This is a genomic window from Butyrivibrio sp., assembly GCF_017940685.1.
In the GTDB taxonomy this organism is placed as follows: Bacteria; Bacillota; Clostridia; order Lachnospirales; family Lachnospiraceae; genus Butyrivibrio.
Genome location: NZ_JAGAYD010000053.1, coordinates 1 through 13324 on the forward strand (window position 1 = coordinate 1; position 13324 = coordinate 13324).

Below are 13324 nucleotides of genomic sequence, written 5' to 3' on the forward strand. Positions count from 1 at the left end.
AATATTCTGTACTGCCTGCCGGGATGCCGCCTGCCATCGGCGCTCTCCTTTTGTCTCCTAAAGGCCGTTCTTGCCTTGGCTATATCCGAATAGCGGCACTTTTTACCGTTGTAGCTGCATGTATGCCACTGTGAAGCATCGTTTTCTCTCTTCTGAACAACGAACATAGGTTACTCCTCTATTGGTGTAAGTGTGTATGTTTTTCCGCTCTGGGTGAGCATTATTATGTTATCGTCTGTAATTTCAAGCTTGTATTTGTCTTCGACATCCGTGCAGGTGACAACCACATAGTAGTTATCCCCGTCACTGGTCATGTCCCATACTCCATAATCATCTTCCTGCTTGGAGGAGTGTCCCTCAAAGTAACCGGAAGGATCGAAGTTAAAAGTGTGTTCCGAATAGATGTCCTCACTGTCAAATGCCTGGTAACTTCCCTGTACAGAAAATTTATAGATAGGGATTATATCCGCTTCATCAATAGACATAGCCACGTTTGAGTAAGACAGTGGATCTTCCGGATTATCAAGGATGAAAGATTTATCATCTACCGGACGGAAAACGATGGATCTTATTACGGTAAACACAAAGAAAAGGGCAACTACAATGCTGAGAATTAAAAACCCTTTGAATACAGTCCCTTTTATCTTCTCAATCTTATCGTTCTTATCCTTTATCTCTTTATCCCTGAATACATTATCCTTTTCGATATTCTTATCAATGGATGCAGCATCGTCCTCAGAGTCATCAATAATGACCTGCTCTGTTACAGGAACGTCTTCTTTGCTATCACTGACAATTTCATTCTCGTTTGTTTCCATGTATTTCTCTTCCAACTCATTACTCCTCTCGCGGTGTTTTATATTTCTACAATAAATATGGGATAGCAGGGCGTTAAATTGCATAAAAGAAGCGCCCAGATAATTCTGAGCGCCTCCTAAAATAGCCTTTATGCTGTTATCTCTTCGTCGAACTCTTCGTCGAAACTGTCATCAATCTCAACTTCGTCTGCCATTGCAACTTCGCCATCATCACCTGATGCCTCAAATCCTTCCTCGCCGTCAAAATCGTCATCCTCAAGGAGTTCATCAAGGTCTACGCTTGGCTTTGGCTTTGCAAAGAACATCTTGTATGCGAAGAATCCGCCACCGCCAAGGAGTCCGAGAAGGAGAAGGGCTGCGATTGCTACACCTACCCAGTTGATCTTACCTTCTTCCGGAACTACTTCCTCAACAGGTTCAGCCGTCTCTTCAACATCCTCTTCATCTTCTGAAGCGCCGTTAAGATCGAACTGTCCGTCGATAACGCCACTGTCCTGCTTTTCTACAGTTGCAAAACCAGGCTCTGTTTCTTCCTCGGTGGTCTCCTCAACAACCGCCCTTGTTTCTGTTGCAGTTGTCTTGCCACTTGATGCACTTGATGAATTTGACTTTGCAAGCTGTGTTGTAAGATCTGAAATCTTCTCCTGGAGGGCTTTAACTGTTGATGAATTTGAAGTTGAGCTGTTACTTGTTGCCGTCCCGGACGTTGATACGTTCTTTGCAGCGTTGGATGCATTATTTGCCGCTGTTGTTGCTGCGGAGAGCTGGCTCTTAAGTGATGAATTTGTATTGGTAAGAGATGAAACCTTGTCCTGTAAATTCTTAAGAGCTGTGCTTGTAGCGCTTGATGATGTGCTTGTGTTTGTTGCCGCCTGCTTCTTAAGCGCTGTGTTTGAGGCTGTAAGAGCCTTGTTCTCTGACTCAAGCGTATCTGCCTTCTTTACAAGGTTCTTCACCATTGTGAGGGCAGTAGCAGCATCGTCTGCCCCCGCTGCATCAATAAGTGCCTGTAGCTGTGCTTCTTTTGTCTCAAGTGTTGACTTCATGCTTGATACGTTGGCAAGGAGCTGTTCAAGTGTCTGTCTGTTTTCGTCTGTTACTGCCGAACCGGTAAGGGCTTTCTGTATAGAATCCTGCACATTCTGTGTCTTTTCCTTAAGGGCTGTGATTTCAGAAGCGATGTTTGTGTTCGAGAGATTATCTATCTCTTCTTCTGTAAGGTCTCCCTTGAGTGCCTGTACAAGATTTACATAATCGTCTTTTGTATCATTGTATGAGCTGATAAGGTCATTTACATAGGCTTTGATCTGTGAGAGCATCTCTGCATCTGTTGTGCCTGTATAATCTTCGCCCATGATATCCTTCATGGCTGAATAGAAGTCATTAAGCTCTGTCTGTGCATCAAGAAGCTTGTTGCTTATCTCTTTGAGCATGTTATCAACCTTAAAGAGCGTTACTTCTAAGGTATCTTCATAAACTGTTTCCGATCCGTCTGCATCAAGCACATGGATTCCTCCAAGTGTGACAAAGAACTCAAAGTCGCTTCCTGTTCCAAATTCATAATCGGGATCTGTCGTTCCAACATACTTAACAACAGGGTGTGCATCGCCGTTGTCATCATAGTATGTGTACTCTTCGCCACTACTCTGATCGTAGGCAAAAGCTGTTCCATTGATAAATACAACTGGCTGACCGTCAACAACACCTGCATATCCTGCGTTATTTGATGCGGAGATCTTTCTGAGGTAGTCAAGTTCTTCGTAAAGGGTATTGTACTCTTCCATAAGAGACTTGAGCGTATCCTGCACTTCTCCATCACTTTCAGAAAGCTGATTTACTGTGTTCTGGAGCTCAACAAGGTTTGCCTTGATTGATGTAAGCTCTGTAATACCGCTGTTAAGAACTGCGATCTCACCCTCAAGGGTTGTCTTCTGTGCATCTTCTGCTGAATGGTCTTCTGAATTTGCTGTCTTCTCTGCGATTGTTGTTGCAAGTGCTGATACCTGTCTTGTCTTTGTGTCGATATCTGCGTTCATAGCATCGATTTTTGTCTGTACAGAAGAAATCGCTGCGCCAACACTCGTTGCATCAATCTCTGCCCCTGCGAGATCAAGGGAATTAAGCGCTGTTGTAATTTTTTCTTTCATATCAGCATATTCCGAACCGGAAAGGGCATCTACGCTATCTTTAAGAGCGTTAACTCTTGTGACGATTGTCTCAAAATCAAGACCATTGATCACCGTTTCTGTCTGACTTGCAAGTGTACAGAGAATTGAAACAGGGAATGTACCATAAAGATTTCCGTTTGCATCAAAGGCTGCAACTACAAGGTTCTTTGTTGTCCTTGATGCAGTACCCATTCCATTTACCGTTGCAAAATCACTTTCATCGATTGTGATCGACGGGTAGAGTGCAAGTGCGGCTGCCTGTGATACGGTATCAGTACCATTTACATACTTCTCCCAATCGCCGGATTTAAAAACTGATACCTGACTCATCTTCAGTGTTCCGTCTGTACCTCTTCCTGTTGTAAGGCTTATGGATGTCTGAGCCCCATTTGAATCAAGGAAGTGTACGATAACATACAGGTCTTTTTTAAAGTTTTCCTGTGTAATAGTAATTCCTTCTGCGGGGATCTCTAATGACGTATCGCCAGTATAATCGCCTGTTACTTCATATAGTGACGATGCTGCGAATGCCTTAAAAGATGCAATCCCAAGGATATTACCCATCATTAAAGCTATTGTCATTGCAAAAGCTATGCTTATGCGGCTGACCCTGGTTAATGTTTTCATAAACTTTTCCTCCTAATTGCGATTACTCGCTATCTGAGATATCAAAAGGACAACCTTTAAATGTGTCCTCTTTAGTTTCTGTTGCTCCATCCTGCCCTATGACCTGACGGAGCATGTTGTTGTTTGAAAATGCAAGGTTTCCAAGTTTTCCACGTCCAGATAGGAACACGCTTGTAAGCGCCGAACCGTACTGGCCTCCATCAAAACTCTTATAGCCAATGTCGTAGTCTCCGAAGAGAGCTACACTCTCAAGATTGTGGCAGTTTGCAAAAGCCATATCTTCGATCTCAATATAAGGTGCATTTGCTCTAAGAGCCGTGACATTTGATGAATAAAATGCTTTTTTCCCAATCTTTGTAAGAGTTGCAGGAGCTGTCAGCTCAAATGCGTTTTTGTTCTGGTAAAAAGCATAATCGCCGATTACCTGGACGGTTGAAGGGATCACTACGCTGTTAAAGTACACATCCTGCGGGATAAAAGGCTTTTCGCTTCCGCTTCCGATCTTTAATACCGGTATGTCCTCTATCGTTTCCGGTATATAGAAAACTCCGTCTACTATATACCTTGACAGGTTCGTGCTTTCCGTGTACAGATGGTCTATTAAGCCATCTTCATTTAGAGCGTACAGCCATGTCACGTTGTTCTCATGGCTCTTGTACCATATCCCTGCCTTAAAATAGTCTGCAATCTCGTTTGCTGACCTTGTTACCACGAATGAATACTCTTTGGTGGCCATCATGGTATCTTCTATTTTTTCGGTAGGAACTGTGTCCCTTCCATCGCTCTCACCCTCTGGAGTATCAACCTCTATCGGTTTCTCTGTACAGAATGTGTGATAGGTGACTAGCACCACGTCTTTTATATCAGAGTTGCCATCAAGTTCCCCGGTAGTAAAGCCCGCACTGTTTCTTACGCTTTCTTCCGATTTGTCCTCAAGGGAATCAAATACAGATTTTTCTAAAACGTAATATGTGGCACTGGGGTCTTTTTCGCCATTGACGATTATGTTGGTATCAAGAAGCTCATTTACTTCAAGTGCTCCATATTCTGTCTCTGGCCTTAAGGTCGTCGGCTCTTTGAGTCTGGTACTTACCGAGAGATAATTTGCTATCCGAGCACTATCCTCGGCTGCAAATGCCTGCATTGGATGTACCGCTGTGACAAGCGACAAGGCAGCCGCAATAGCAAGCGACTTTTTGCACATTTTGTTTAGCATTGTTATGCCTCCTAATTCTTTAATGCGCATATATAATTATTTGTCACGTTGGAATATATTTTCCGATTGGAGGGGGCTGATCCCCGATTATGACAGTCCTATATGCGGGTCTTTGAGAATGTGATCCGTAAATCACGTTCTTGCAAAAACAAAAGTTGGAATTGTAATCGCCATTTGTTAGATGAAGGTTTTGCCTCTGTACAGAAAATCATGAGGGCTTTTTGGCTTTTACTTCTTCCAGTCGTTCCATGTCTTTTTCGAGCCATCTTTCAAGGCTCACCTTCAAGGATGATACCTTTTTATCCAGAAGCTTTTCCTGCTCCGGCGTAATGCATCTGCATTTTGTCAGAACCGGGAGAAGATCCTGTAGCCTGCCCAGCATTTCAAGCGAATCATTCTGGGCGTTTTTTCTTGCAACCGTTCCTATCTTTAGACTGTTTGCAAGCCTTAAAGAGTGGACCGCCTCACAGCTGTAATCCTGGACTTTCTTGCAGAGGGAAGTCCTGTATTCTTTCTGTGAGCTTGATGTGAGTATATACACATCTGATACAAGATCCTGGCATTTTTCCTTTAGCTCAAAGGAACGCTTTTTTAACTTTGTCACATCGGCACCGCAGGAAACCTGCGGCGATCCTGTCTTGATAGATGTATCTTTTTCCATGTCTTTCCCCGACATGGTGTATGAGCTATTAAAAACCCATACACCTTAAATATGTCATAATGACTCCTTAATAACATTTAAGTTTTATTTTTGTTGCATCTTTTAGAAAAAGTCTCCGCCGTCATCATCTGAAATACCAGATAACCACGCGGGAACTGTTTCACTTGTTGCTGCCGCAGATGCAGGAGTGAGCTCTGAAACAAATGAAGGACCTATCGGCGCCGGTTCGCTGACCGGTGTAAAGTCATTCTGTGTCTTTTGCTGTACAGGAACTTCTTCTGAGACATTATTTTTCTGTACAGGAGGTTTTGACTCATATTTAACCGGAACAACACTCTCTGTCTCCATCCATGGGGCAGGAGCAATATTATCATTCATCTTCTCCTTTGCCCTTAATGATGCTTCGTACTCTGCATCATCATCTGTCATTACTCCCATATCCTCTTCGGTGAACACGCCGTCATTTCCATCTGTATCGTCTACATTCAGATAATCTGACATGTCGCCGTCGTCTATGTATTCGTCACTGAAATCATCAAGGAAATCATCAAGCTCGTCATTCTGCTTTGATTTCTTCTTGGCTACTTTTGCGTTTTCTTTCTTTACAATCGCCTCTCTTTTTGCTCTGTACACCGCAGTTTTCTTTTTGTTTGACCTAACAAGGAGAAATACCGTAAACGCGATGACAAGCAGTATCGCAATGGCTGTTACTGCGATATAGGCATTTGTATAATCGGGCTCTTCGGGATCTGTTTTTGTGATCTTGTCAACAGGAGCCTGTGATGTCTTTGCAGACATAAGCTCATTTACAAGAGCAACGGGTGTTTCCCTGTACTGAGATCTTTTGCTATCAACATACCAGAACACGATGCCGTATGGTTTTGTTACAACATCTGAGTTTACTGTCTCCCAATCATCGGGTACTGCTGATGACACTGCGATGACTTCGATAACACTTGACGGAGCTGTGACTTCCATCACCCACTTACCGGGGTCGTCAGTTCCACTGATGTAGATTGTCATAAATCTGAAATCGTCGTGCCCGTCAATGACCATATTTGATCTTGTGATGAACTTAAAGCCGTTTTCTCCGTCTGTTACAACATCCTGTCCTGCTGTAAGCGTGTACTTTCCAGTTGCAGATGTGAATGTAACTGTTGGGATTTCTGTCCCTGCTGTATAGAAGATCTCATATCTTGTTGTTGTCGATGGAACAGGTGTGAGGAACTTCTGTGTTTTATTTTCTGAATCCTGCGGCTCCCATCTGGTCTTTTCTTCATTCGACTGGATAGGCTGTTCTGTTACTTCCTGGAGCACTTTTCCCTCATTTTCCTTCTGTTTTTCAATGGCTTCCTCTGAAGGCTCATTGCCTGCTTCCCATGTATATATCTGCCCGTTAGCAAATGTTATCTCAACGTTAGATGTTCTTTTATTAACCTTTGTCACGGCACCTGAGTCCTTCATGGCGATTGCGGCCTGGTACACCGCGTCAACAGCTGTGATAACATCGTCTTCCGGAACCTTATCTCCCTTTTTATATGAATTGCCTACTTCTTCGATCTGGGAAACGAGCTGAGTAACTGTTTCTTCGTTAAGTTCGCCCTCGGCGGGAGCTTCCCCTTCGCTTTCAGCCTGCGCTTCAACTTCGGCTTCTGCTTTTTTTTCTTCTTCCGAGGCTTCCTGCTCCTGAGTAGAAAGAATTGCATCTTCGAGAGCAATATCCTCCGCTGCATAAACCGACAGGCTACCGAATGATGTCATAGCCATGGTCAGACTCATTATCGTTATGGCTATCTTTTCCTTTAAGCTGTTCTTTTTCAAAATAAACCTCCTTGAATGGTGGATTGTTTTTTGTCCCTATAAACAATATGAGAGAGCGACTCTTAAATTTTGATTAAAAGCAGCTCCCTCATATATTTTCTGTACAGCAAAAAAAATGAGAGGTATTACCCTCTCATCTTTCATCAATTATCCAGCAGTTTCCTTTCCAGATCATCGAAATCATAGCTGTTCTGTTCAAAATTGTTGAAATTATCCACCCTCTTTTTTGAAGGTTCATAATCTTTTCGTATTGCATCTCTCATAAATCCTACGGGCTCTCTTATTTCTGAAAACCTTGGTTTTAATATACCGTATGCTTTTTCGATCTTTTTTACATCATAGTCTGCGTCTTCGGCAAATAGTTTTAATTCTTTGGTCTTAAAGTTGTTTTCTGTTATATCCCTCAGTTCGTCTATAAAGTCATCTATATCAACGGTCTTGGACCTTGGAATAACGTCCGTCTCTTCATCTATCTCGATTATGTCTTTATATTTGAGATAAAACCTAAATCCCCTGGTTTTTCCACCCCTGCCTCTTTTTATGGGCTCATATTCCATGTAGATGTCGGATAGGCGGTTTATCTCCTCCTGCGCTGCTTCAACAACGTCCCTTTTAAAACCATTGGCACTCCGTATCTTTTTAAGGTATTCCTTATCCGGGATACTCTCTATGGCATCATATGTGATGACGTTATCATCCATTACTGCATCATAGAGGATGTCATTCTCGGCTGCCTCAAGGTGGCCCGTTTGAACTTTTAAGTCAATAAGGTCCATCTCAAGCACAAAAGGACCGTTCTCTTTGTGTCTTGCCCTCTCAATATCTATGGTCTGCTTGAATATCTGATAGAGCACATAGCTGTAGTTGGATGAGAAGTTTGAAATTATCTGCCTGTCGATGATCGTATAGTTCTTACCAAGATCTATAAGCTTGTTCTCAAGTTCATTATTGAATACAATAGACATCTTCCCATTCTTGAATGTCGCCTGGGTAATGATATTGTTAGCCTCTATGCTCTTTCCTTCGTCATCTTTTACGATTATCCTCCAGTCGAGGAGTGATGGCTTTGTTGCCTTTTTCCCTCTGGTTGGTTTTGGCGCTATCAGTTCTTTTACTGTCTTATAGAGGTTTTCTGATGTGCTTTTGGTTATCTCTCTTATATCCTGTCCTGAAAAATCTGCCCTGAGAACAGGAACTCCATTCTCATTTACTGTCTTTTTTACCCTCATAAGGGCAAGATCCAATGTTTTTCGCCCAAGAAGTGTCATCTTGCTTTTGGATGTTATAAGAGTGTTGTCTTTTTTAAAATATACGGGTATGAGCTTTTCTTCTTCCATTTTTACCTCAATTCCCCAATTAGCGCAGAAGTTACACTTTGATTTTATCCATAAGTTTAATAAAAGTCAATAAAAATTCCCCAATCTGCGCAGAACTAACCCCAATTTCCTCTAAAGTTTATTTTTTTTCGCCCCAATTTTACACACAACTAACCAAGTCAGTCAACGCAAATGTGCGCCCCAATTTTCCTCACAAGTTTGCACTTTTTAGACCCCAATTTGCTCACAAGTTTAGAACCGCTGCTTAAAATATCCCTTATTTAAGCCATTTGCAGATACCAATTATGCCTCTGGTACCTCACCCCAATTTTCACACACCTAACCCCAATTTGCTCACAAGTTAATCAGCATAAAAACCCCAATTTGCTCACAAGTTATATCTGTTCGTTTTTATGTTTTTTATATCTTGATAAAAATATTTTTTTGTATACAAGATATTGTTTTTAGCTCTCTAAACAATTATTATTTGTTTTATAATTATTTTTTTCTCTGTTTGCTTGTTAAAATTCAGTATTTGTCGGTATTTATCGGTGATAACAGGATTTTGTTTTATAGAAAAACCCCAATTTGCTCACAAGTTAATTTCAAAACCCCAATTTGCTCACAACTAACCCCAATTTTTCTCACAAGTTCCCCCAATTTTACGCACAAGTTTACTCCCTCAAAAACCCCAATTTGCTCACATCTTCCCCCAATTTTACACACAACTAACCCCAATTTTACACACAACTTCCCCCAATTTGCTCACAAGTAAATTGCGCAAAGCCGCATGGTTGTGGGATTTTTGCCTCTCTTAATAATTAATAAATATTGTTGTTTTATATAACAAAATAACAACAACCGGCTCTGTGTGTTTTAGATATATTTTTAGTCCAAAATGAAGATGCGCTCTCCCATGTTTTATATATAAACCAAAATGGAGGGCACAAAATGAGTAGGGCTGTTAAACAGGATTTTGAACCTGATTATGAAGGCTTTAGAAAAAAAGTATTACTTGCCAAGGGAACGCGGACTCTTAGTCAGTTCTGTACAGATGCAGGAGTAAATCAGACGTACCTGTCAAAACTTATATCATCAACTTACAAGAAACCTGCCACCCCCTCCTTTATCGGGAAGCTGGCAAGGGTTGCTGATAATGGGGTTACTTTTCAGGCTCTTATGAGAGACGCTGGGTATGACCCAGATAAACATTCTGATTTTGAAATAAAGAGTGGCTTTGATAAGCAGCTAAAAGAGTCCTATGACGAGGGCTATATCCAGGGTTTTATGGACGCAAGAAATGCTGTTTTTGATGTTATGAATGCAGGAGGAGATTACCAGAATATCTTTTCCGTTTTATGCAGAGGGTGTAAGAGCCGTGATAATCTTGCATTTAATGCCTTAGATGTATTTGTTTCCGGCGCTGTTGTGAAGAAAAGTGAGACCAAGGAACAGTTTATTCTTGTTTCTGTGTTTAAGGATGGACTCTGGCTTGCTTTATCTCCGGAGGGAAAGACGGAAATAGTAAAAGAAGAGGATATTAAAGGGACAGGACACTTTGTTCCGTCGGATCTTGTCCTTGCGATGTATAAGAACATGGGTGCCTAAAATGGATGAAATTGTACGAGTAATCGGAGTGGTGTTTGTCTTGGCATTTGGCATATCGCTCCACATAGGCATAAACAAATATCTTGCAACTATAGATAGTGAGACAAAGAACAGGGATTATGTATTTCCTTTTGTTCTGTGTGGAATCTTTTTTGTGCTTGTGTTTGTTATGGCCATAATAAACATTCTTTCAAAATAAATAAAACAACCCCTTTATCAGAGTTGGGGTTGTTCTTTTTTGCCTGTATTTAATTCAAAGATACCTGGTTGGTATCATGAGCTTCAGGTTGTACTGGAGCGGCCACAGGAGATGAGTTTTTTATTGCCATGAGCTTTTTCTCGAAATCCTGCATATCTGTAACTTCTCCCAAAACCTTTTCAACCAGAGTTCCTATCTTAAGCCGTCTTGCGTCCTGCTCCTTCTTTTTTGCAGCCTTTTCGGCTTCAAGGATCTTTTTCTTCTGTTTCTGAAGCTCAGCTATCTTTGCATCAATATCCGTAACGCTTGTTCCCATAAATTAGATCTCCTTCTTTAATCTTGATTTTTTGTTTATATAGTAAATATAGGATAGCGGGTGTCCGATTTTTTCTGAAAAGTAAAAGAGCCCCGAAGGGCTCTTCTTTTAGGCAACTTTTGAGGCAGGCTCATCGAACTTGATCCGGTGGATGGTTATGTAGGTGTCGTCTTCGTCAAAGACATCTTCATCCTCCAGGTATTCCATAAACTTATCCATGAGATCAGAAAACTTAATGGGTGGAGCGCCATAGAGCTTTTCAAGTACGCCCTTAAGCTGACGGTTGATATAAAAACCGGGCTCGGAGAGCGCTTCACATACGGCTCTTACTTTTTCATCTTCAATCTCCGGAAGTTTATCTTCGTTTATACAGGAATCGACGATGTAATCCGCACCTTCTGTCATGCTTCTGTCGGACGCGACATATACACCATTGTCACTTTCTTCACCGTAATAGTGAACGGTAACATCCAGCCCTGTAAGGTCAACGAGATGTCTGAACATCCCTATTTTCGGACTCCATGCAGTCTCGGTCTTGATACATACGATATCGCCCTGTACAGCATCATCAATGCTGTCTTTGTCAATAGTTCCCCTACAGTCATACCATGCGTGGGAGCTATGTACTGCGTCCTCTTCAGGCACTCCAGATCCTACAAGATAGTGGCCAAGCCAATATTCTCCAAAGTCTCCGCCCTGTACTATCTTACAGCTGCGTTCTCTTGCCCTTTCGAGCATTTCCCAGAATTTTACGGCATCCTTACCTCTAAATTCAATGTTTGTATAGCACCAGTTTGGCATTGTTTTATCCTCCTTCTCCATTTTCAGATTTGATTACATCTAAAATATGGATTTGTTGAGGGAAGATAAAATCATTAAAAATGTGCTGTACAGAAAATAAAAAAGGCCACCTGAGAAATGGCCTGACGAGTCGATCTATAAACCAGGGCAAATATAAGCGCGGTCATCGTGTCGCTGCCTTATTGCTCTGTACAGAATTGTCGTCAATAAGTCTTTTTGCGGCAGGGAGCTCAATAGCATCCCTTGCGCTCATATATTCCGGATCATCCTGTGGTACAGTGTATTCAATGTGCCATTCCCAGTCATAATTCTGGTTATTCCAAAGGATGATGTCGTTCCGTACATCTATTGCCATGTCCTTCCTTGAAAAAGCACCAAGGACAGTAAAATCCGACTGTACAGAAGTGCGGGCTATAAGTTCGTACATGTTGGGGATATTTGAGGACGACCGTACTTCTAAGGTATAGACATATCTCAGATTTACCGCTATATTTCTATCCTGAGTGATTATCATGTTTTCCATAGCCATGCTCCTTATCTTGTGGCTGCCAGAACTGGCATTTTAAATCTGTAAAAGCTCACTATCCTATTTCCCAGATGAGGGATCTTTTCTTTGGAATATCCGATACTTCCAAGGGTGTCCTCCCAAAACTTTGTAGCGCCCGTGTTCTTATCTATGGTCACAAGTCCGATGTTACCCTTGTTACTAGTTATAAAATCATGTACTATTGCGGTCATAAAGCCCCGCTTCCTGCAAGAGGGAAGAATGTACGCCTCTGAGATAAACCACTTGCAGCCGCACTCTGCCTCCTGTTCCTTGTTAAGCTTCTGTACAACAAAAAAGCCGATGAGCACATTTCGTGAAGCATCCCTTACAGGGCGAAATGTCATTGAGTGATCCGTAAGCAGATCGTCAAACCATTCCTTTAGCTGACTCTCATAGCTTTCTCCTGTATATTTCCACAGCTCGCGTTTGTAGCTTTGATACATGTGATATAATTCTGATTTGGTTTGTGAGTCCATGGCTGTTACTTCTCCGCCCTTCTTAATCTGCTTATTCCTTCAATCCCTACCTGGTATATGGCTGCCATCTGCCGCCCTTCGGGTGTCTTAAGGTCACACTTGGCCTGCATATTTTTATAAAACCCTTCTGCAAGGTCTATTGTGTTCCTTGTAATGATCTGGCCATTACAATAAAGAGTACCTGTGTCTGGATCATAACGGGACTCTTCATATTTTGTCTGTGCGTATCCGCCCGCGCCCATTGATGCAGCGAGCTGATTGATCAGAGCTTCTCTATCTGCCATATCCACTTCCTTTACTGCGTTAAACCCAAATTATTAAAATATCGGCTTCACCAGGGTCGTATTCGCGACTCCTTCCCCGGAAAAGATCCACCAAATATCGCAGCTCATTTCGCAGAGACAGTTTAAATACTGTTTGCGGGCCGTCATCTAAGATATTCATGGCAGAAAATCGTGTAGCCTTATTCGGTTTTCTAAGCAAGGCGTCTGTCGGCGCCCGTTACTCCTCATGCAACGCGGCATGTGAGCTAAAGGGATTCTGTCACTTCTCGGATGGTGAGAGGACTTTCTCTCCCTAATAGGACAGACAGGAGTTGAACCTATATCAGGCTATTTGCATTCTTTGGTTGAAACGTCTCTGACACGCTGTTTTAGCTTGTGCAATAACTGGTTGAAACCATCCTTCATGTATGCAATTCCAGTTTCATCCCAAGTTATTAGTATGCTTTAAGTATTCAAAAGCCAGCTC

Annotated in this window: 13 protein-coding genes; 2 read left to right on the plus strand and 11 right to left on the minus strand. The window is 42.0% G+C overall.

Translation table 11 applies throughout. The annotated features are described in order from the left end of the window. Positions 1-170 precede the first annotated feature (170 nt). From J6I68_RS03995 to J6I68_RS04020, 6 genes are all read right to left on the minus strand, one after another. Positions 171-818, minus strand: coding sequence for a hypothetical protein (locus J6I68_RS03995; protein ID WP_292217659.1), 648 nt, complete (start codon positions 816-818; stop codon positions 171-173). Between the two features lie 128 nt (positions 819-946). After that, positions 947-3613, minus strand: a complete 2667-nt coding sequence (locus J6I68_RS04000) for a hypothetical protein (protein WP_292217662.1) — start codon at positions 3611-3613, stop codon at positions 947-949. A gap of 22 nt (positions 3614-3635) precedes the next feature. Then, entirely contained in the window at positions 3636-4829 is a 1194-nt protein-coding gene (locus J6I68_RS04005) for a leucine-rich repeat domain-containing protein (RefSeq protein WP_292217665.1), read from the minus strand. 208 nt (positions 4830-5037) lie between these two features. Beyond that, positions 5038-5490, minus strand: a complete 453-nt coding sequence (locus J6I68_RS04010) for a hypothetical protein (RefSeq protein ID WP_292217668.1) — start codon at positions 5488-5490, stop codon at positions 5038-5040. Between the two features lie 102 nt (positions 5491-5592). Further along, on the minus strand, positions 5593-7311 hold the full coding sequence (locus J6I68_RS04015; protein WP_292217671.1) for a hypothetical protein: 1719 nt from the start codon (positions 7309-7311) through the stop codon (positions 5593-5595). Positions 7312-7454: 143 nt separating this feature from the next. Further along, complete coding sequence (locus tag J6I68_RS04020; RefSeq protein WP_292217673.1) at positions 7455-8648, minus strand: replication initiation protein; 1194 nt, start codon at positions 8646-8648, stop codon at positions 7455-7457. 930 nt (positions 8649-9578) lie between these two features. On the opposite strand from J6I68_RS04020, the gene J6I68_RS04025 reads away from it, so the two are divergent. Both J6I68_RS04025 and J6I68_RS04030 read left to right on the plus strand, forming a co-directional pair. Continuing rightward, entirely contained in the window at positions 9579-10235 is a 657-nt protein-coding gene (locus J6I68_RS04025; RefSeq protein WP_292217676.1) for a hypothetical protein, read from the plus strand. Position 10236: 1 nt separating this feature from the next. After that, the gene (locus J6I68_RS04030) at positions 10237-10434 is read left to right on the plus strand and encodes a hypothetical protein (protein ID WP_292217679.1); all 198 of its coding nucleotides are present in this window, start codon (positions 10237-10239) and stop codon (positions 10432-10434) included. 49 nt (positions 10435-10483) lie between these two features. On the opposite strand, the gene J6I68_RS04035 is transcribed toward J6I68_RS04030, so the two are convergent. The 5 genes from J6I68_RS04035 to J6I68_RS04055 form a co-directional block, all read right to left on the minus strand. Beyond that, positions 10484-10750: a hypothetical protein gene (locus J6I68_RS04035; protein ID WP_292217684.1), complete on the minus strand. Its 267-nt coding sequence runs from the start codon at positions 10748-10750 to the stop codon at positions 10484-10486. Positions 10751-10858: 108 nt separating this feature from the next. Further along, a complete protein-coding gene (locus J6I68_RS04040) occupies positions 10859-11551 on the minus strand; it encodes a hypothetical protein (RefSeq protein WP_292217687.1) in 693 nt (230 codons plus the stop codon). Between the two features lie 163 nt (positions 11552-11714). Continuing rightward, positions 11715-12074: a hypothetical protein gene (locus J6I68_RS04045; RefSeq protein WP_292217689.1), complete on the minus strand. Its 360-nt coding sequence runs from the start codon at positions 12072-12074 to the stop codon at positions 11715-11717. Positions 12075-12085: 11 nt separating this feature from the next. Further along, positions 12086-12574: a GNAT family N-acetyltransferase gene (locus J6I68_RS04050; RefSeq protein WP_292217691.1), complete on the minus strand. Its 489-nt coding sequence runs from the start codon at positions 12572-12574 to the stop codon at positions 12086-12088. A gap of 5 nt (positions 12575-12579) precedes the next feature. Further along, positions 12580-12858 carry a hypothetical protein gene (locus J6I68_RS04055; protein WP_292217694.1) on the minus strand — a complete coding sequence of 93 codons (279 nt, stop codon included), beginning with the start codon at positions 12856-12858 and terminating at the stop codon, positions 12580-12582. Positions 12859-13324 lie beyond the last annotated feature (466 nt).